Consider the following 19,809-nt stretch of genomic DNA (forward strand, 5'->3'; position numbering starts at 1 on the left):
ACGCCGGCGCGCGGCTCGCCTCGCCGCGGGCGCACCGCCGGGTGCCCGAGGTCCTGCGCGCCGACCAGGCGGCCGCGGCGCTGCAGGCCGCGGCGTCCGGCGCCGCGGAGGGCGACCCGGTGGCGCTGCGCGACCACCTGCTGCTCGAGCTGCTCTACGCCACCGGCGTCCGGGTGTCCGAGCTCTGCGGGCTCGACGTGGACGACGTCGACGACGGCCGCCGCACCCTGCGGGTGCTCGGCAAGGGCGGCAAGGAGCGCACCGTCGTGTACGGGACGCCGGCCGCGGCCGCGCTGGACGCCTGGCGCCGCGACGGCCGCCCGGCCCTCGCGACCCCGGCCTCACCACCGGCCCTGCTGTTGGGCGCCCGCGGCGGGCGCCTGGACCCCCGGATCGCACGCACGGTCGTGCACGACGCCGCCGGCGCCGTCCCGGGGGCACCCGACATCGCGCCGCACGGCCTCCGGCACTCGGCGGCCACACACCTGCTCGAGGGGGGAGCGGATCTGAGGAGCGTCCAGGAACTGCTGGGGCATGCGTCGCCGGCGACCACCCAGCTCTACACGCACGTGTCCGCCGAGCGCCTGAGGGCCATCCATGACACCGCCCACCCCCGTGCCTGAGCCGGGGCGCGAGGGCACGTCCACGGCCACCGTGGCCGCGGACGCCCCTCCCACCGGTCCGCTGCCCGCGCTGCCCGGCATCGACTCCGAGGCCGCCGTGCGCGCCGCCGGCGCCGCCGCCCGCAGCCCCCGCCGCCCCGCGCGACGGGAGCCCGGCACCCCGGCCACCCACGGGGCCACCCACGGGGCCACCCACGGGGCCACCCACGGGGCGACCGCCCTCGCGGCGGTGCCCTCGCCCGCCGAGGGCCGGCGCCCCGCGCGGCCCGACGCGGCGCCCGTCCCGGACACCGAGGACCGGCCCCAGGCCGGTCCCGCCACGCTCGGCGGGGCCCCGCCCGGCGCGGTCGACGAGGAGGCGCTGGTCGAGGCCGGCATCGCCGAGCTGTGGGCCGCCTACGCCGACGATCCGCGCAAGTCCCGCAAGGACCGCCTGGTCCTGCACTACGCCCCGCTGGTCAAGTACGTCGCCGGCCGGGTGGGCACCGGCCTGCCGTCCCACGTCGACGTGGCCGATCTCATCCAGTGCGGCATCTTCGGTCTCGTCGACGCCATCGAGCGCTTCGAGCCCGACCGTGGGCGCAAGTTCGAGGTCTACGCGATGCAGCGCATCCGCGGCGCGATCCTCGACGAGCTGCGCTCGCAGGACTGGGTGCCGCGCTCGGTGCGGTCGCGGGCACGGGAGATCGAGCGCGCGATCGAGCGCCTCGAGGGCCGCGAGCAGCGCTCGGTCAGCGACTCCGAGCTCGCCGCGGAGCTCGACACCTCCACCGACGACCTGCGCTCCACGTTCGGTCAGATCGCCATGACGAGCGTGGCCGCGCTCGACGAGCTCGTGGCCGCGGGGCGCGGTGGCGGATCGGGCGACGGGGCCTCGGCGCCGTCGCTGGCCGACTCCCTGCCCGACGCCGGCGCGGAGGACCCGCTGGCGGCGATGGAGGACCGCGAGACGCGGCGCCTGCTCGCCGAGGCCGTCGGCCAGCTCGCGGAGCGCGACCGCACGGTCGTCGGCCTCTACTACTTCGAGAACCTCACGCTCGCCGAGATCGGGCGGGTGCTCGGGGTGACCGAGTCGCGCGTCTGCCAGCTGCACACCCGGGCCGTGATGCGGCTGCGGGCCCGGCTGGCCGAGCTGCAGCACGCCTGACGGTCACGGGTCGGTCGGCAGCAGTCGCACCGGCCCGAGGCCCAGGAGCAGCAGCGGGTCGAGGTAGTCCAGCGCGCCCGCCCCGGGCGTGCTCGCGGGGCGGCGGAGCCCCCAGTGCAGGCACGCGGCGACCGGGCAGCCGCGGTGGCCGGGCTCCAGCGTGCCGACGGGGTCGCCGCGGCGGACCCGCGTGCCCGCGACCACGGCGACGGCGAGGGGCTCGTAGGTGGTGCGCAGGCCGCCGCCGTGCTCGACCGACACCACGCCCCGCCCGGCGATCGGCCCGGCGAACACCACCGTCCCGTCGCCCGCGGCCAGCACGGCGAGCCCGGGACGCCCGGCGAGGTCGGCGCCGCGGTGCCCGCGGCCGTAGTAGTGCGGCGGCGGGTCGAACAGCCGGGTCACCGAGCCCGGTGTGCCGGCCCGCGCCGGCGCGGCGTCGGGGTCGACCCCGGCCAGCGGCCACCCGAAGGCCCCCACCGGCACCAACGGCGGGGGAGCGGGCGCGGCGGCAGCGGGCGGCGGGCCGGCGATCCCGAGCAGCACGAGCGCCAGGACAGCGGCGGGGAGGCATCGCGTCACACCTGGTTCGACGCAGCCGGGGCGCCGACGGCTCCCTCCGCCCCGGATCCACCGGCGGATCGTGATCAGGAGCGCGGAGGTGCCCGACGCGCCCGTGATCGCGAGGGGTGCGGCCCGCCCGGCGTGTCGCGTCGGCGAGGATGTGGCGATCCTGGCCCCCGACGCCAGCAATGCCGCGTTGCTCGCACCCCCGCGTGCGCAGGTCGGGGCGCGGGGAGGGGCGCGAGGGCGCGCGAGTACACTCGTGACCAGCGGTTCGTCGTCTCCCCGTCACGGGGGGATCGACGGGCCGACTTCGCGTGCCCTCCCAAGCGCCGCCACCGTGCGGCGCTGCCGGGTCCGGGCGGTCCCGCCGAGCGGCGGGTTCCGGGCCAGGTTCACCGAGGGCACCAGGGCGGCGGCCCGACCGGGACCGCCGCGACAACCGCCAGGCCCGGTCACGCGCCGGGTCGCCGAGAGAAGGTAGTTCCACCGCATGGCCGTCGTCACGATGCGCCAGCTGCTGGACTCCGGTGTCCACTTCGGTCACCAGACCCGCCGCTGGAACCCCAAGATGCGCCGCTTCATCTTCACCGAGCGCAACGGCATCTACATCATCGACCTGCAGCAGACGCTGTCCTACGTCGATCGCGCCTACGAGTTCGTCAAGCAGACCGTCGCCCACGGCGGCACGGTGCTCTTCGTCGGCACGAAGAAGCAGGCCCAGGAGGCCATCGACGAGCAGGCGCGCCGCGTCGGCATGCCGTTCGTCAACCAGCGCTGGCTGGGCGGCATGCTCACCAACTTCACCACCGTGCACAAGCGTCTCCAGCGTCTCAAGGAGCTGGAGGCCATGGAGCAGAGCGGGGGCTTCGAGGGTCGCACCAAGAAGGAGATCCTCATGCTCACCCGCGAGCACGACAAGCTCGAGAAGACGCTCGGCGGTATCCGCGACATGGGCCGCGTGCCCAGCGCGGTGTGGGTGGTCGACACGAAGAAGGAGCACATCGCGGTCGGTGAGGCCCGGAAGCTCAACATCCCGGTCGTCGCCATCCTCGACACCAACTGCGACCCGGACGAGGTCGACTACCCGATCCCGGGCAACGACGACGCGATCCGCTCCGCGGCCCTGCTGACCCGCGTGGTCGCCCAGGCGTGCGCCGACGGCCTGCAGGCCCGCGGCCAGCGCGACGGCGGCGGCGAGCGCGGCGAGGACGAGCCGCTGGCCGAGTGGGAGCAGGAGCTCATGGCGCAGAGCTCGACGGTTCAGGGCGGTGACGGCGCCAGCGCGCCGACCGGCCTGGAGCAGGGCAGCACCAGCTCCGCGGTCGACGCCCCCGGCGACGCGCCGGTCGCGTCGCCGGCGGCCGAGGAGACCACCAACGCGATCGGCGACGACACGACGCCGGTCAGCCGCCCGGAGCGCACCGGCGGCACGGTCGACGCGAACTCCGAGACCGACGACAACGCGATCGCCGCGGCGCCCGAGGCCGGTCAGAACAACGGCGCCCCCACGCCGCAGGGCGGGGCGGGCTGACGGCCGACCGGCAGCCGCGAGCCACACCGACACGACGACGAGGACGGACGAGAGCCTCACGATGGCGAACTACACCGCTGCGGACGTGAAGAAGCTCCGGGACCTCACCGGTTCCGGGATGATGGACTGCAAGAAGGCCCTCGAGCAGAACGAGGGCGACATGGACAAGGCCGTCGAGGCCCTGCGCATCAAGGGTGCGAAGGACGTCGGCAAGCGGGCCGGGCGCACCACCGCCAACGGCGTGGTCGCGGCCCGCGACGGCGCGATGATCGAGCTCAACTCCGAGACCGACTTCGTGGCCAAGAACGCGGACTTCGTCCAGCTCGCCGACGACATCCTCGGCGTCGCGCTGTCCAGCGGCGCCACGGACCTCGAGTCGCTCAAGGCCGCGAGCCTCGGCGAGGGCACGGTCGAGGACAAGGTCCAGGAGCTCTCGGCGCGCATCGGCGAGAAGCTCGAGCTGCGCCGGGTCGCGGTCCTCGAGGGCCCGACCGCGACGTACCTGCACCGCCGGTCGTCGGACCTCCCGCCGGCCATCGGCGTCGTCGTCGCCTACAGCGGCGACGGCGACGGCGCGGAAGAGGCGGCCCGCGGCGCGGCCATGCAGGTCGCGGCGGCCCGCCCGCTGTACACCACCCGCGAGGAGGTGCCCAGCGACGTCGTCGACAACGAGCGCCGCATCGCCGAGGCGACCGCCCGCGAGGAGGGCAAGCCCGAGAAGATCCTCGACAAGATCGTCGAGGGTCGGCTCAACGGCTACTACAAGGACACCGTGCTGCTCGAGCAGGACTCGGTGTCGGTCGACAAGAAGACGGTCGGCAAGGTGCTCGACGAGGCCGGCGTCTCGGTGCGCTCCTTCGCGCGCTTCGAGGTCGGCCAGCCGTAACGAGGCCCGCCGGGTGCCGGCGCCGGGGACGACCCCCGGTGCCGGCACCGGCGAGCGGCAGGTCCTCGGTGAACCCGTAGGAGGTCGACAGAGCGTGGCCAGTCCCCAGACCGTGACCGATGCCGGCCCCGAGGCACGCTCCGACCACAAGCGCGTCCTGCTCAAGCTGGGCGGCGAGATGTTCGGCGGCGGCGGCGTGGGCGTCGACCCCGTGGTCGTCCAGACGGTCGCCCGCCAGATCGCCGACGTCGTGCGCTCCGGCGTGCAGATCGCCGTCGTCATCGGCGGCGGCAACTTCTTCCGCGGCGAGGAACTGCACCGCTACGGCATGCAGCGCCAGCGCGCGGACTACATGGGCATGCTCGGCACGGTCATGAACTGCCTGGCCCTGCAGGACTTCCTCGAGCGCGAGCACCACATCGACACCCGGGTGCAGACCGCGATCACCATGGGCCAGGTCGCCGAGTCCTACATCCCGCGCCGCGCCATGCGCCACCTCGAGAAGGGCCGCGTGGTCATCTTCGGCGCGGGCGTCGGCATGCCCTACTTCTCCACCGACACCACGGCCGCCCAGCGCGCGCTGGAGATCGAGTGCGAGGTCGTGCTGATGGCCAAGGGCGTCGACGGGGTCTACACCGCCGACCCCAAGCTCGACCCCACGGCGACCATGTACCACGAGATCACCCACCGCGAGGTGCTCGAGAAGGGGCTGAAGGTCGCCGACGCCACGGCCTTCAGCCTCTGCATGGACAACAACATGCCGATCATGGTGTTCAACCTGCTGGTCGAGGGGAACATCGCCCGCGCGGTGCGCGGTGAGAGGATCGGCACGCTGGTCCAGACCCCGTCCGGCCACTGAGGAGAGGCGACCATGATCGACGAGACGCTCCTCGACGCCGAGGAGAAGATGGAGAAGGCCGTCAGCGTCGCCAAGGAGGACCTCGGCGGCGTGCGCACGGGACGGGCCAGCCCGGCGATGTTCAACCGCATCCAGGTCGAGTACTACGGCGCCTGGACCCCGCTGAACCAGCTCGCCGCCGTGCAGGTGCCCGAGGCCCGCATGGCCGTCATCAAGCCCTACGACGCGAGCCAGCTGCAGTCGATGGAGCGCGCGATCCGCGACTCCGACCTCGGCGTCAACCCCAGCAACGACGGCCAGATCATCCGCGTGGTGTTCCCGCAGCTCTCCGAGGAGCGCCGCAAGGAGATGGTCAAGGTCGCGCGCGGCAAGGGCGAGGACGCCCGGGTGTCGATCCGCAGCGTGCGCCGCGCCGCGATGTCGGAGCTGCAGCGGATCGTCAAGGACGGCGAGGCCGGCGAGGACGAGACCGGGCGCGCCGAGAAGGAGCTCGAGAGCGTCACGGCGCGCTACGTCGCCCAGGTCGACGACCTCGTGAAGCACAAGGAAGCCGAGCTCCTCGAGGTCTGAGGTCACCGCACCATGACGTCCTCCGCGTCGAACCCCCCGAAGCCGGCCCCGGGCGCGCCCACGGCGCCGGCTCCGGACCCGACGGCCGCCGACCCGGGTGGGGACACGGGGGAGAAGAAGTCCCGCGCCGGGCGCAACCTGCCGCTGGCGATCGGCGTCGGCCTCGGGATGGGCGCGGTCGTCCTCGTCTCGCTGCTCACGGTCCGGCAGGCGTGGATCGGCGTGGTCGCCGTCTGCGCGGTGATCGGCACCTGGGAGCTGTTCGGCGCGCTCCACCGCGCGGCCGGCATCCGGCTCTCGCGGGTGCCGGTGCTGGTGGGTGGTCAGGCGATGATCTGGCTGGCCTGGCCGTTCGGCACCGAGGGCATCCTCGGCGGCCTGATGGTGACCGTCATCGGCTGCTTCCTGTGGCGGATGCGCCTGGGCGCGGGCGGGTTCGTGCGCGACGTCGGCGCCTCGATGCTCGTGCTGTGCTGGGTCCCGCTGTTCATGGCGTTCGGCACGATGCTCGTCGTCCCGCCCGACGGCGCCGCGCGCGTGCTGACGTTCCTCATCGTCGTGATCTGCTCGGACACCGGCGGCTACGCCCTCGGGGCGCTGATCGGCAAGCACCCGATGGCGCCGAAGGTCAGCCCCAAGAAGTCCTGGGAGGGCTTCGCGGGCTCGATCATCCTGGGGTCGACCGGGGCCTGCCTCTCGATCGCCTTCCTGCTCGGCGACCACTGGTGGTGGGGCCTCGTCGTGGGCCCGCTGCTGGTGGGGACGGCCGTCACGGGCGACCTGGTCGAGTCGCTGGTCAAGCGTGACCTCGGCATCAAGGACATGGGCTCGGTGCTGCCCGGGCACGGCGGGCTGATGGAGCGCCTCGACTCCCTGTGCACCTCGGCGCCGGTCGCCTGGCTGCTGCTCTACCTCCTCGTGCCCATCCACGGGTGACGCGCCACAGGAGCGGGGACGTCATCGAGTCCCCCAACATCTGGCGCTGGCCCGAGGTCTACGAGCGGGAGAACGAGGCCCAGGACGCCACCGGGGCCCTGTGGGACGCCGTCGCCGAGCTGGCGCCCCACGACGGCGCCGACGTCGTCGACGTCGGGTGCGGCGACGGCTGGCACCTGCCGCGGTTCGCCGAGCGCGCCCGCTCCGTCACCGGCGTCGAGCCCCACGGCCCGCTGGTCGAGCGCGCCCGCGTGCGGATCGCGGGCCTGGCGCACTGCCGGGTCCTGCCCGGCAGCGCCGCCGCCCTGCCGCTGGACGACGACAGCGCCGACGTCGTCCACGCCCGCACCGCCTACTTCTTCGGCCCGGGCTGCGAGCCGGGGCTCGCCGAGGCCTCGCGGGTGCTGCGCCCGGGCGGCGTCCTGGTGATCGTCGACCTCGACGCCACCCGCCACTCCTACGGCGCCTGGATGCGGGCGTCCGCCCCGCGCTACGACCCGGCGGCCGCCGAACGCTTCTTCGCCGACCAGGGGTTCGCGCTGCGCCGCGTCGACACCCTCTGGCGGTTCGCCGACCGCACGACACTCGGCGACGTCCTGCGCATCGAGTTCACGCCCGCCGTCGCGCGGCGGGCGATCGACGGCACGCCCGGCCTCACCCTCGCGGTGGGCTACCGCGTGCACACACGTCGCGAGCCCGTCGGTCTCCTGCGTCCCTGAGCGGACCGACGGATATATCAGTCCGTCTCCTCGCGGCCCTTGACGTGATCTCGGTCACGGTCGCATCGTGGTTGCGTCGAGCGAAACCCGGTTGCACTCCTCGCAACCACCGTCCGCCACCGGCTCGGGGGCCGCCGGACGCCCGATGAGGTGAGGTGCTGATGACGGACGTCCTGCCCACGAGGGCGGCGGTGGATCTCGTGCCGGAGCCGTCGTCGACGGTGGCCGCGCCCGGGATCCTGCTCTACCCGCGCCTGCGCAAGTCGCCGTACTTCTGGAAGTCCCGGGCGCACGGCGTGGCGATGTACAGCGTGTACAACCACACGTACCACCCGCGCCACTACGGCGACCCGCTCGCCGAGTACTGGGCGCTGCTCGAGGGCGTCACCCTCTGGGACGTCGGGGTGGAGCGCCAGATCGAGATCAGCGGACCGGACGCGTTCGCGTTCACCAACTCGCTGGTGCCGCGCGACCTGACGAGGTGCGCGGTCGGGCAGTGCAAGTACGTGTTCGTCACCGCGCCCGACGGCGGGATCATCAACGACCCCGTGCTGCTGCGGGTCGAGCCCGACCGCTTCTGGCTCTCGCTCGCCGACTCCGACGTCGGGCTGTGGGCCACCGGGCTGGCGCACGCCGGCGGGTGGGACGTGCGGGTCCGGGAGATCGACGTCGCGCCGGTCCAGGTGCAGGGGCCGAAGGCCGGGGCGCTCGTCACCGACCTGTTCGGCGCCGACGTGGCCGGGATGCCGTACTACCACCTGCGCCACGCGGTGATCGACGGCATGGAGGTCGTGGTCAGCCGCACCGGCTACAGCGCGGAGATCGGCTACGAGATCTACCTGCACCACGCCACGCGGGACGCCGGCCGGCTGTGGGACCGGGTGTGGGAGGCGGGCCGGCCGTACGACCTGCGCCCGATCGGGCCGTGCCACATCCGGCGCATCGAGGGCGGGATGCTGGCGTACGGCTGCGACATCACGCTCGACACCAACCCGCTCGAGGTCGGCTACGACTACACGTGGATGGTCGACCTCGACCAGGAGGCCGACTTCGTCGGCAAGGACGCACTGATCCGCGCCAGGGCCGCGGGTCTCTCGCGGTCGATGGTCGGCGTCGAGATCGGCGGGCCGCGGCTGGGCACGTTCAACGACGGCTCGATGATCGAGCCGTTCACGGTCCGCGACGCGGCGGGGTCCGTCGTCGGCTCCGTGACCAGCGCCTGCTGGTCGCCGCGGCTCGAGCGCAACATCGGCCTGGCGATGGTGGCGACACCGTCGACGCCGGTGGGGACGGAGCTCCGGATCGTCACCCCGGACGAGGTGCGCGACGGCGTGGTCGTCGAGAAGCCGTTCGTCGACCCGCGCAAGCAGACGCCCAAGGGCTGAGCCGACCGTGGACGGAGCCCGCCGCAGCGCCCTCGCGGCCCTCCTCGAGCACCCGCGCTACGAGGTGGCGCCGACCGCGGGCGTGCCCGACGGCGTCGGGCACCTCCCCGCGGGAGCCACCGTGGCCGTGACCGCCTCGCCGCGCCGGGGCGTGGCGGCCACGGTGGAGCTGGCGGAGGAGCTCGCCGCCCGGGGCTTCGCCGCGGTGCCCCACCTGGCGGCGCGCGGCCTGCGCGACCGCGCCGAGCTGGCCGAGCTCCTCGGCCGGCTCACCGCGGCCGGGGTCCGCGACGTGTTCGTCGTGGGCGGGGACGCCCGGGAGCCGGCCGGCCCCTACGCCGACGGCCTCGCCCTGCTGCGGGCGATGGAGGACCTCGGCCGGCCGCCGCGGGTGGGCGTGCCGAGCTACCCCGACGGCCACCACCACATCACCGACGACGTGCTGTGGGCCGACCTGCGCGTCAAGCAGTTCCACGCGGACTACACCGTGACGCAGCTGTGCTTCGACGCGGACCTCGTCGGCGGGTTCGTCGCCGAGGCCCGGCGGCGGGGGATCGACCTGCCCGTGGTCGCCGGCGTCCCCGGCGTCGTCGACGCGGCGCGGCTGCTGCGGGTGAGCGTGCGGATCGGGGTGGCCGACGCCGCGCGGTTCGCCCGCTCGCACCGGTCGACCGCCGCCTCCCTCCTGCGGCCCGGCCGCCACACCCCGGACCGGCTCGTCCGGGGCCTGGCGGCCGGCGGCAGCGACCTCGCCGGACTGCACGTCTTCACGTTCAACCAGATCGAGCCGACCGTGCGGTGGCTGGCGGAGGCCCGCCGCGCGGCGGCCTGAGGAGGAGCCGTGACCGCTCTCCCCGACCGGGCCCAGGTCGTCGTCATCGGGGCCGGGATCGTCGGCAACGCCGTCGTGCACCACCTCGCCCGGCTGGGCTGGCGGGACGTCCTGCTGGTCGACAAGGGGCCGCTGCCCGACCCGGGCGGGTCCACCGGGCACGCGTCGAACTTCGTGTTCCCGGTGGACCACTCCCGCGAGATCACGCTGCTCACCGCCGACTCGGTGCGCCAGTACACCGAGCTCGGCACGATCACGACGTGCGGCGGCATCGAGGTCGCGCGCACCGAGGAGCGGGTCCGGGAGCTGCACCGCCGGATGTCGTCGGCGCGGGCTTGGGGCATCGACGCCGAGCTGATCACCCCGGCCGAGGTGGCCGACGAGGTCCCGTTCCTCGACCCGTCGGTGGTGCTCGCGGGGTTCTGGACCCCGTCGGTGGCCGTCGTCGACCCGCTGCGGGCCCGCGAGCTGATGCGCGAGCGGGCCACCGCGGACGGCGCGCTCACGGTCTCGGCGCTGACCGAGGTGCTCGGGATCGACACCGACGGTGGGCGGGTGCGGCGCGTCCGCACCGACCGCGGCGACGTCGACACCGAGCACGTCGTCGTCGCGTGCGGCGTGTGGAGCCCGCGGATCGCCGCCCTGGCCGGGGCGACGATCCCGCTGACGCCCGCGGTGCACCAGATGATCGACGTCGGCCCGATCGACGAGCTGGCCGCCACGGGCCGGGAGATCGCGTTCCCGATCGTCCGGGACATGGACCCGCTGATGTACGAGCGGCAGAGCGGGCCCGACCTGGAGATCGGCTCCTACGCCCACCGCCCGATCCTGTGCGACCCCGACGAGATCCCGTCGATCGCGGCCGCGGCGCTCTCGCCCACCCAGCTGCCCTTCACCCCCGACGACTTCGACCCGCAGATGGAGGCCGCGCTCGAGCTCTTCGGCGGCATCCTCGACCGCCCGGACGCCGGCATCCGCCACGCCATCAACGGGCTGCTGTCGCTGACCCCCGACGGTCACCCGCTGCTCGGGGAGACCCCGGAGGTGCGGGGCCTGTGGTCGGCGGCCGCGGTGTGGATCAAGGAGGGCCCGGGCGTCGGGCGGCTCGTCGCGGAGTGGATGACGTGCGGGTCGCCGGAGATCGACCCGCGCGCCGCCGACGTCGCGCGGTTCGCCCCGCACGAGCGCACCCGGGCGCACGTGCGCGCCCGCGCTGCCGAGGGCTTCAACAAGACCTACGGGATCGTGCACCCGCGCGAGCAGTGGGGCTCGGACCGCGGGGCGCGGCGCTCGCCCTTCTTCCCCCGCCAAGAGGCGTTGGGGGCGGAGTTCTTCGAGGTCGCGGGCTGGGAGCGCCCGCAGTGGTACCGGGCCAACGAGCCCCTGGTGGCCGAGCTCGGCGTCGAGGACCGCCCGCACGAGTGGGACGCGCGGTGGTGGTCGCCGATCACCAGCGCCGAGCACCTGGCGATGCGCCGCGGCGTCGCGATGATCGACCTGAGCGCCTTCGCGCAGTTCACGGTCCGCGGCCCCGGGGCTCTGGCGTACCTCCAGCACCTCACGGTCGCGCAGATGGACAGGCCGGTCGGCCGGGTGGTCTACACGCCGCTGCTCGGGCCCGACGGCGGGTTCCGCAGCGACCTCACCGTGGTGCGCCTCGGCGACCAGCAGTTCCGCGTGGTCACCGGCGGGGCGGACGGTGCCCGCGACCTGCACTGGTTCACGCGCCACCTGCCCGGCGACGGCTCGGTCGTGTTCGAGGACGTGACCTCCGCGGTCTGCACCCTCGGGCTCTGGGGCCCGCGGGCCCGCGACGTCCTCGCCGCGGTCACCGAGGAGGACGTCACCGACGCCGCGTTCCCGTTCGGCACCGCCCGGTGGATCACGGTCGGGTCCACCCCTGTCCTCGCCCTGCGCCTGTCCTACGTCGGCGAGCTCGGGTGGGAGCTGCACGCGCCGACCGAGTCCGGGCTGCGCCTCTGGGACACGCTCGTCGAGGCCGGGTCACCGCACGGGCTGATCCCGGCCGGCATCGGCGTCTACGGCACCACGGCGCGGATCGAGAAGGGCTACCGGCTCATGGGCCACGAGCTCGACGCCGAGCACGGGCCCGTCGAGGCCGGGCTCGCGCTGCCCGGGCTGAAGACGGCGGACTTCGTCGGCAAGGCCGCCTACACCAAGGCGCGCGAGGCCGAGCCCGAGGCGCTGCTGTGCACCCTGCGCCTCGACGGGTCGACGCGGTTCCCGCAGGGCGGGGAGCCGGTCCTGACGCCGGACGGTGCCCGGATCACCGACCGCCGCGGCCGCCCGTCGTACGTCACCAGCGCGGGGTCGGCGCCGTCGCTGGGCACGTACCTGCTGATGGCCTACCTGCCGCCGGGCCACGCGGTCGAGGGCACCGGGCTGCTCGTCGAGTACCTGGGGGAGCGCCACCCGGTGACGGTCGCCCGCGCCGGACGGACGCCGCTGTTCGACCCCGACGACACGCGGATGCGCGGGTGAGGCCGGCATGGACGTCCTGGTCTGCGTCAAGCGCGTCCCGGCGGTGGGCGCGGAGATCCTGCTGACGCCGGACGCGACGGCGATCGACACTCGCCACCTCGGGTTCACCCTCGGCCCGCACGAGGAGTGCGCGGTGGAGGAGGCGGCGCGCCTCGCCGCGCGGACGGGCGGGTCCGCGGGGGTGCTGACCGTCGGCGGCCCGGAGACCGAGGAGCAGCTGCGCTACGCGGTGTCGATGGGTGCCGACCACGCGGTCCGCGTGGACGCTCCCGGCGCCGACGGCGACCCGGAGGCCGTCGCCGCGGCGATCACCGACGCCCTGCGCGCGCTGCCGCCGTACGACCTCGTCCTGTTCGGGGCGGCGTCAGCCGACGCCGGCCACGCCCAGGTCGGCGTCCGGGTCGCCCACGCGCTGCGCCGGCCGGTGGTCGGCGGGGTCAAGGGGATCGAGCCCGGCGACGGCTCGGTGTCGCTGCGGCGCGAGGCCGGCGACGGGGTGGCGGTCTACGAGGCGCCGCTCCCGGCCGTCGCCGCGGTGCTCGAGGGCCTCAACCTCCCGCGCTACCCGACGATCAAGGGCCGGCTGCGGGCGAAGAAGGTGCCGGTCCGGGTGCTCGACGCGGCCCCGCCGGCCGGGAACCTGCGCACCCGGCGGCTGCGCCACCGGCCCGAGGCGCGCGCGGAGACCGTCGTGCTCGGGCGGGGGGCCGCGGCGGCGCCCGCGGTGGTGGACGTCCTCGTCGACGCGGGGGTGGTGCGCTGATGGTGCTCGCGGTGATCACGCGGGACGGCGACGGCGCGCTCTCGGTCGCCTCCGCCGAGCTCCTCGCCGCCGCACGGGGCCTGGCCGACGAGCTCGGCGACCCGGTCGAGGCGGTGGCGGTCGGGGCGGCCGGGGACCTCCCGGACGACCTGGCCAAGCGCGGTGTCGGCCGGCTGCACCTCCTGGCGCACCCGCTGCTCGACGATCCGGCCCCGGCGGTCGTCGGCGAGGCCCTCGCCCAGCTCGTCGCGGCGCGACGCCCGGCCGCGGTGCTCGCCGCCGACGCCGACGCGGACGCCGCCGAGGCGATGGCGTGGGCCGCCGCCGAGGTGGGGGCACCGCTCGCGACGGCGTGCACGGCGATCCGGCCCGGGCCGCGGGGACGGGACGAGCCGTGGGTCGTCACCCGGGAACGCTCCGGCGGCATCCTGCTCGAGGACGCCGAGCTGACGGCACCGGTCCGGTTCGCGACCCTGCGCCCGGGCGGCCACTCGACCGGCGAGACGGCCGCTGCGGCGGAGGTGACGGTCGAGGTGCTCGTCCCGGAGCTCGACGCCGCCGTGCCGCGGGCCCGCCTGGTGGAGCGTGGCGGCCGGGCGGCGGGGACGACCCTGGCCACCGCCCCGGTGGTGGTCGCGGGCGGCCGGGGCGTGGGCAGCGCCGAGGGCTACGCGGTGCTCGAGGAGCTGGCCGGCCTGCTCGGCGGGGTCGTCGGCTGCTCGCGCGTCGCCACCAACAACGGGTGGCGGCCGCACGCCGACCAGGTCGGGCTCACCGGCACCCGGATCAGCCCCGACCTCTACGTCGCGTGCGGCATCAGCGGCGCCACTCAGCACTGGGTGGGCTGCATGGGGGCGCGGGCGATCCTCGCGGTGAACACCGACCCCGAGGCACCGATGGTCACCCGGGCGACCTGGGCGGTGATCGGCGACGTCCACGAGGTGCTGCCGGCCGTCGTCGCCGAGGTCCGGCGACGGTCGGGACGCTGAGGGCCGCGCGCGGGTCCGGGGTGCCGAGCGGGTTACCGTGGACGTCGTGTCGGCGTACCCCCCTCCCCGCCCGCCGTCCGGGTATCCCGGACGCGGTCACGGCTCGCCGCCGCCGTCGCGCGGCCGGGCCGTCCGCGTCGACCCCGTGCTCGTCGAGCTCGGCGCCGGGCTCGTCTGGCTCGCGGTCGGCACCCTCGGCCTCGGCGCCGACGGTGCCGGCACGCTGGTCCTCGCGATCGGCATCGCGGTCGCCATCGGCATCGGGGTGGAGAACCGCCGTCGCGGCGCCCGTCCCTTCGACGCCTCCCGGTCCGCGGAGGTGCTGCGCCTCGGCGGCGGCGTGATCGCGATCGTGATCGTCGCGTCGATCGTGCTGGGGCTCATCAGCGCCTCGGCGTTCCTGCCCGGCCTCGCGCTGCTGCTCACCGGCGGCGCGTTCGTGCTGCTCAGCCGCTCCACCGGGCAGCGCCCGACGCGCTGGCTGGGGATCGTGCTCGCCGTCGCGGGCGTGCTCTCGGCCCTGATCACCACCGGCACGGCCGGCGGGTTCGTCTCGCAGGGCCTGCTCGGGCTGCTCGCCGGGGTGCTGCTGATGCTGTCCGCCGCCGACCGCGTCGGCCTCGTGGAGATGCTGCGGGACCGCGCACGATGAGTGAGCCCGTGGTGGACGCCGCCGAGGCGGCGGGCCCAGTCCTCTCCCTGTCCCCGCGTGGCACCCGCCGCACGCGCCCGGCCCGCCACCTCGCCGACCTCGACACCGACGCGCGCCGCGCGGCCGTCGCCGAGCTCGGGCTGCCGGCGTTCCGCGCCGACCAGCTCTCGCGGCACTACTTCACCCGCCTCGAGAGCGACCCCGCCACGATGAGCGACCTGCCCGCGGCGGCGCGCGAGGCGGTCGGCCCGGCGCTGTTCCCCGAGCTGCTGACGCCGACGTCGGTGGTCGACTGCGACGGCGGCGCCACCCGCAAGACGCTGTGGAAGGCGAACGACGGCGCCCTGGTCGAGAGCGTCCTCATGGGCTACCCCGACCGCGCCACCGTCTGCATCTCCAGCCAGGCCGGCTGCGGCATGGCCTGCCCGTTCTGCGCCACCGGCCAGAACGGGCTGGAGCGCAACCTCTCGACCGCCGAGATCGTCGAGCAGGTGCGGTCGGCCGCCGCGGTGGTCCGCGACGGCGGGCTCGGCGAGGACCTGCGGCGCCTCTCGAACGTCGTGTTCATGGGCATGGGCGAGCCGCTGGCCAACTACCGCCGCGTCGTCGACGCCGTGCACCGGCTCTGCGACGCCCCGCCGGCGGGCCTGGGCCTGTCCCAGCGGTCGGTGACGGTATCCACGGTCGGGCTCGTGCCCGCGATCCACCGCCTCGCCGACGAGGGCCTCCAGGTGACGCTCGCGGTGTCGCTGCACACCCCGGACGACGAGCTGCGCGACAGTCTCGTGCCGGTCAACCAGCGCTGGCCGGTCGCCGAGGTGTTCGCCGCCGCCCGCCACTACGCCGACGTGACCGGCCGCCGCGTCTCGATCGAGTACGCGCTGATCCGCGACGTCAACGACCAGCCGTGGCGCGCCGACCTGCTGGCCAAGCTGGCGTCGAAGCACCTGGGCCGGCTGGTGCACGTCAACCTCATCCCGCTCAACCCCACGCCGGGCAGCAAGTGGGACGCGAGCCCGGCGGGGGTGCAGGCCGAGTTCGTGCGGCGCGTGCGCGACGGCGGCGTCGCCTGCACCATCCGCGACACCCGCGGGCGCGAGATCGCCGCCGCCTGCGGGCAGCTGGCCGCCACCGCCCGCCCGTGAGCCGGCCGTGACGGTCCCCGCGGGCGGCTGGCAGGTCCACCGCCTCGTCCCGTCCGGCACCGAGGGCGCCCCGGACGCGGACACCGCGACCTGGATCCGCGCGATGGCCGCGGCGTTCCTCGGCCCGCGGCCGACGCCCGAGTCCGTCGCCACGCAGGCCGCGACGATGGCGGGGCAGCGGCTGCGCGGGGTCTACGAGCCCGGCGACACCGCGCCGGTCGCGACGTTGCGCTCGTGGGACGCGCGGATGAGCGTCCCGGGCGGGGAGGTCGCCGCCGACGCGGTCACCTCGATCGGCGTGCGGGCCACCCACCGCCGTCGCGGGCTGCTGCGCGCCGTGCTCGTCGACGACCTCGCCGAGGCCGCGCGCGCCGGCACGCCCGTCGCCGCGCTCACCTCCACCCAGGGCTCGCTCTACGAGCGCTTCGGCTTCGGTGTCGCGACGTGGACGCGCGCGCTGCGCCTCGACACCCGCGCCGCGGTGTTCCGCGACCCCGGCCCGACCGGCCGGCTGCGCACCCTCGACCCGGCCGGCTTCGCCGCCGCGGCCGCGCCCCTGCAGGACCGGGCCCGCCGCCGCCACCCCGGGGCGATGGACCGCTCGGCGGCGTCCTGGACCACGCTGATCTCGGGGGGCGTGTACGACTCCTCCCCGCGCTACGCCGTCGGGTGGTCCGACGCCACGGGCCGCCCCGCTGGCTACGTCGTCTACGGCGTCGCCGAGGGCTGGTGGAGCACCGGCTCGGCGACCCTCGCCGTCCACGACCTGCAGGCCACCACCCCGGAGTCGTACCGCGAGCTGTGGCGCCACCTGTGCTCGCTGGATCTCGCGGGCACGGTGACCTGGTCCGAGGCGTCGGTCGACGAGCCGCTGCCGTGGCTGCTCACCGACCCGCGCGCGGTCCGCTTCGACGGGCCGCGGGAGATGCTGTGGCTGCGGCTGCTCGACGTGCCGGCCGCCCTGGCCGCGCGGCGCTACCCGGTCGCCGACCGCCTGGTGCTGCGCGTCCACGACCCGGCGGGGCACGCCGCCGGCACCTGGGCGCTCGACACCACCGACCCCGTGGCACCCGCGGCCGGTCCCACCGACGCCGAGGCCGACGTCGCGTGCGACGCCGCCACCCTCGGCTCGCTCTACCTCGGCGGCGTCGACCCGCGCGTCCTCGCCCGCACCGGGCGGCTCGACGAGCTCACCGCCGGCGCGGCCGGCCGCCTCGCGCGGCTGCTCGCGCCCCCGTCGGTCCCGTGGAACGGCACCCGCTTCTAGACCGCGTCTAGACCTCGGGCGGCTCGTCGGGCACGCCGTCGTCGCGGTCGGCCCACTCGAGCAGGACGCGCAGGTCGAAGACGTCCTCGTCGATGCCGGCGTGCAGGTCGCCGAGCTCGGCGTAGCGGGCCGGCATCGTCGCGATGGTGAAGTCGCCGGGCTCGACGTCGTCGATCTCGTCCCACGCCACCGGCGCGGAGACCCGGGCCTCGGGGGTGCCGCGCACCGAGTAGGCCGAGGCGATGGTGTGGTCGCGGGTGTTCTGGTTCCAGTCGAGGAAGACGGTCCCCGGCGCGCGGTCCTTGCGCCACCAGGCGGTGGTGACGAGGTCGGGCGCCCGGCGCTCCACCTCGCGGCCGAACGCGAGCGCCGCGCGGCGCACCTCGGTGAACGAGTGCTCGGGGCGGATGCGCACGTAGACGTGCAGGCCCTTGCCGCCCGAGGTCTTGGGGTAGCCGACGGCACCGAGGTCGTCGAGGACCTCGCGGGCCACCGCGGCGACCCGGCGCACGGTGCCGAACTCGACGCCGGGCATCGGGTCGAGGTCGATGCGCCACTCGTCGGGCGACTCGACGTCGGCGGCGCGGCTGTTCCAGGGATGGAACTCCACCGTCGACATCTGCACCGCCCAGATCACGTCGGCGGGGCTCGCGACGCACAGCTCGTCGGCGGTGCGGTTGTAGCGGGGGAAGCGCACGCGGACCGTCGGCACCCAGTCGGGCGCGCCCTTGGGCAGGCGCTTCTGGTGCACCTTCTCGCCGTCGACCCCGGTGGGGAAGCGGTGCATCATGCAGGGCCGGTCGCGCAGCGCGCGGACGATGCCGTCGGAGACCGCGAGGTAGTAGTGGGCGAGGTCGAGTTTGGTTTCTCCCCGTGCCGAGAAGTACACCCTGCCCGGGTTGGTCAGCCGCACGGTCCGGCCGTCCACCTCGATCTCGACAGCGTCGGCCACGGGCGCACCGTACCGCTGGTGCCGGTCGACCCCTCGCACGGAAACGGAGCCCCATGAGCAAGCGGATCGTCGTCCTCGGCGGTGACGCCACCGGGATGTCCGCCGCGTCGACGGCCCTGCGTCACGCGGGGGAGGGCGAGCTCGAGGTCGTCGTCCTCGAGAAGGGCCACTACACGTCGTACTCCGCCTGCGGGATCCCCTACTGGATCTCCGGACACGTCTCCGACGGCGACGAGCTGGTCGCCCGCTCGCCCGAGCAGCACCGCGAGGCCGGCATCGACGTGCGCATGCGCACCGAGGCCACCGCGATCGACACCGAGAAGCGGACCGTCAGCGTCCGCGGTGTCGACGACGGGGACACCTACGAGCTCGGCTACGACGAACTGGTCATCGCCACCGGCGCCGTGCCGACCGTGCCGCCGCTGGACGGGGCGGACGCGCAGGGCATCTTCGGGGTGCAGTCGCTCGAGCAGGGCGAGGAGATCGTCAAGGACCTCGCCGCGGGGGACCGGCGCCGCGCCGTCATCGTCGGCGCGGGCTACATCGGCGTCGAGATGGCCGAGGCGATGGTCGCGCGGGGTCTGGAGACGACGGTCATCGAGCACGCCCCCGAGCCGTTCACGCAGGTCGACCCGGACATGGGCGCGCTGATCCGCGAGTCCATGGAGGACATCGGGATGACGGTGGTCACCGGCACCGCCGCCGACGGCTTCGACGTCGGCGAGGACGGCCGGGTGAAGGCCGTGCGGGCCGGGGACACGGTGTACCCCGCCGATATCGTGATCATGGGCTTGGGGGTCAAGCCGAACGCCCAGCTCGCCGCGGACGCGGGGCTGCCCACCGGGCCGTCCGGCGGCATCGTCACCGACGTGCGCATGCAGGTCGCGCCCGGTGTCTGGGCCGGCGGCGACTGCGTCGAGGTCCACCACCGCCTGTCCGGCCGGAACGTGCACATCGCGCTCGGCACGCACGCCAACAAGCACGGCCGGATCATCGGCACGAACATCGCCGGCGGCTACGGCGCGTTCCCCGGCGTGATCGGCACGGCGATCAGCAAGGTGTGCAGCCTGGAGATCGGGCGCACGGGCCTGTCCCAGGCCGAGGCCGACGCCGCCGGGTTCGGCTACGTCTGCGCCACCGTCGAGTCGACGACGACGGCCGGCTACTGGCCGGGTGCGGAGATGATGACGGTCAAGCTGCTCGCCGAGCAGCGCACCGGCCGCCTGCTCGGGGCGCAGATCGTCGGGCGGGCGGGCTCGGGCAAGCGCATCGACGTCTTCGCCACCGCGATCTGGAACGCGATGACGGTGGAGGAGATGACGTTCATGGACCTCTCCTACGCCCCGCCGTTCTCGCCGGTCTGGGACGCCGTCCTGGTCGCCGCGCGCAAGGCGGCCAAGGAGGTCCAGAGCGCGATCCCGGCCTCCCCGGTCTAGCCGTGGAGGTGACCACAGGACGCGCCGGAGGTCGGTAGGCAGCGCGAC

The 19,809-nt window shown here is 75.0% G+C and carries 18 protein-coding genes and 1 pseudogene; 17 read left to right on the forward strand and 2 right to left on the reverse strand.

The genetic code is table 11. The features are described from left to right. Together ABD994_RS15890 and ABD994_RS15895 are read left to right on the forward strand one after the other, a co-directional pair. Nucleotides 1-623 (forward strand): tyrosine-type recombinase/integrase (locus tag ABD994_RS15890; protein ID WP_345416602.1); only part of this gene is annotated, 623 nt, incomplete at its 5' end. After that, nucleotides 598-1,770, forward strand: coding sequence for a FliA/WhiG family RNA polymerase sigma factor (locus ABD994_RS15895; RefSeq protein WP_425550071.1), 1,173 nt, complete (start codon nucleotides 598-600; stop codon nucleotides 1,768-1,770). The genes ABD994_RS15890 and ABD994_RS15895, both read left to right, overlap by 26 nt. A gap of 3 nt (nucleotides 1,771-1,773) precedes the next feature. Here the strand turns inward: ABD994_RS15895 and ABD994_RS15900 are convergent, their stop codons facing one another. Beyond that, nucleotides 1,774-2,316: a murein hydrolase activator EnvC family protein gene (locus ABD994_RS15900; protein ID WP_345416612.1), complete on the reverse strand. Its 543-nt coding sequence runs from the start codon at nucleotides 2,314-2,316 to the stop codon at nucleotides 1,774-1,776. A 511-nt stretch (nucleotides 2,317-2,827) separates the two neighbouring features. On the opposite strand from ABD994_RS15900, the pseudogene rpsB reads away from it, so the two are divergent. The 14 genes and pseudogenes from rpsB to ABD994_RS15970 all read left to right on the forward strand — a co-directional run. After that, nucleotides 2,828-3,619, forward strand: a pseudogene (gene rpsB, locus ABD994_RS15905) (30S ribosomal protein S2); the annotation flags it as partial. Between the two features lie 310 nt (nucleotides 3,620-3,929). Then, on the forward strand, nucleotides 3,930-4,754 hold the full coding sequence (gene tsf, locus ABD994_RS15910; RefSeq protein ID WP_345416615.1) for a translation elongation factor Ts: 825 nt from the start codon (nucleotides 3,930-3,932) through the stop codon (nucleotides 4,752-4,754). A gap of 112 nt (nucleotides 4,755-4,866) precedes the next feature. After that, a complete protein-coding gene (gene pyrH / locus ABD994_RS15915; RefSeq protein ID WP_345416856.1) occupies nucleotides 4,867-5,613 on the forward strand; it encodes a UMP kinase in 747 nt (248 codons plus the stop codon). Between the two features lie 12 nt (nucleotides 5,614-5,625). Beyond that, a complete protein-coding gene (gene frr / locus ABD994_RS15920; protein WP_345416619.1) occupies nucleotides 5,626-6,183 on the forward strand; it encodes a ribosome recycling factor in 558 nt (185 codons plus the stop codon). Nucleotides 6,184-6,195: 12 nt separating this feature from the next. Beyond that, nucleotides 6,196-7,119: a phosphatidate cytidylyltransferase gene (locus ABD994_RS15925; RefSeq protein WP_345416622.1), complete on the forward strand. Its 924-nt coding sequence runs from the start codon at nucleotides 6,196-6,198 to the stop codon at nucleotides 7,117-7,119. After that, complete coding sequence (locus tag ABD994_RS15930; RefSeq protein ID WP_345416625.1) at nucleotides 7,116-7,838, forward strand: class I SAM-dependent methyltransferase; 723 nt, start codon at nucleotides 7,116-7,118, stop codon at nucleotides 7,836-7,838. Before ABD994_RS15925 ends, ABD994_RS15930 begins: the two co-directional genes overlap by 4 nt. 161 nt (nucleotides 7,839-7,999) lie before the next feature. Then, complete coding sequence (locus tag ABD994_RS15935) at nucleotides 8,000-9,223, forward strand: glycine cleavage T C-terminal barrel domain-containing protein (protein ID WP_345416628.1); 1,224 nt, start codon at nucleotides 8,000-8,002, stop codon at nucleotides 9,221-9,223. Between the two features lie 7 nt (nucleotides 9,224-9,230). After that, nucleotides 9,231-10,055 carry a methylenetetrahydrofolate reductase gene (locus ABD994_RS15940; RefSeq protein ID WP_345416631.1) on the forward strand — a complete coding sequence of 275 codons (825 nt, stop codon included), beginning with the start codon at nucleotides 9,231-9,233 and terminating at the stop codon, nucleotides 10,053-10,055. Between the two features lie 9 nt (nucleotides 10,056-10,064). Then, entirely contained in the window at nucleotides 10,065-12,557 is a 2,493-nt protein-coding gene (locus ABD994_RS15945) for a GcvT family protein (RefSeq protein WP_345416634.1), read from the forward strand. Nucleotides 12,558-12,564: 7 nt separating this feature from the next. After that, nucleotides 12,565-13,320, forward strand: a complete 756-nt coding sequence (locus tag ABD994_RS15950; RefSeq protein WP_345416637.1) for an electron transfer flavoprotein subunit beta/FixA family protein — start codon at nucleotides 12,565-12,567, stop codon at nucleotides 13,318-13,320. After that, a complete protein-coding gene (locus ABD994_RS15955; RefSeq protein ID WP_345416640.1) occupies nucleotides 13,320-14,309 on the forward strand; it encodes an electron transfer flavoprotein subunit alpha/FixB family protein in 990 nt (329 codons plus the stop codon). Before ABD994_RS15950 ends, ABD994_RS15955 begins: the two co-directional genes overlap by 1 nt. 46 nt (nucleotides 14,310-14,355) lie before the next feature. After that, complete coding sequence (locus tag ABD994_RS15960) at nucleotides 14,356-14,961, forward strand: hypothetical protein (protein WP_345416643.1); 606 nt, start codon at nucleotides 14,356-14,358, stop codon at nucleotides 14,959-14,961. Further along, nucleotides 14,958-16,106, forward strand: a complete 1,149-nt coding sequence (gene rlmN / locus ABD994_RS15965; protein ID WP_345416646.1) for a dual-specificity RNA methyltransferase RlmN — start codon at nucleotides 14,958-14,960, stop codon at nucleotides 16,104-16,106. Before ABD994_RS15960 ends, rlmN begins: the two co-directional genes overlap by 4 nt. 7 nt (nucleotides 16,107-16,113) lie before the next feature. Further along, on the forward strand, nucleotides 16,114-17,373 hold the full coding sequence (locus ABD994_RS15970) for a GNAT family N-acetyltransferase (protein ID WP_345416649.1): 1,260 nt from the start codon (nucleotides 16,114-16,116) through the stop codon (nucleotides 17,371-17,373). A gap of 7 nt (nucleotides 17,374-17,380) precedes the next feature. Here ABD994_RS15970 and ligD read toward each other — a convergent pair whose 3' ends face one another. Next, nucleotides 17,381-18,325, reverse strand: a complete 945-nt coding sequence (gene ligD / locus ABD994_RS15975; protein ID WP_345416652.1) for a non-homologous end-joining DNA ligase — start codon at nucleotides 18,323-18,325, stop codon at nucleotides 17,381-17,383. A 53-nt stretch (nucleotides 18,326-18,378) separates the two neighbouring features. Here ligD and ABD994_RS15980 point away from each other — a divergent pair, with 53 nt between their 5' ends. Then, a complete protein-coding gene (locus ABD994_RS15980) occupies nucleotides 18,379-19,761 on the forward strand; it encodes an FAD-dependent oxidoreductase (protein WP_345416655.1) in 1,383 nt (460 codons plus the stop codon). The last annotated feature ends 48 nt before the right edge of the window (nucleotides 19,762-19,809 follow it).

The sequence above is a fragment of the Actinomycetospora chlora genome (assembly GCF_039542135.1).
Lineage (GTDB): Bacteria > Actinomycetota > Actinomycetes > Mycobacteriales > Pseudonocardiaceae > Actinomycetospora > Actinomycetospora chlora.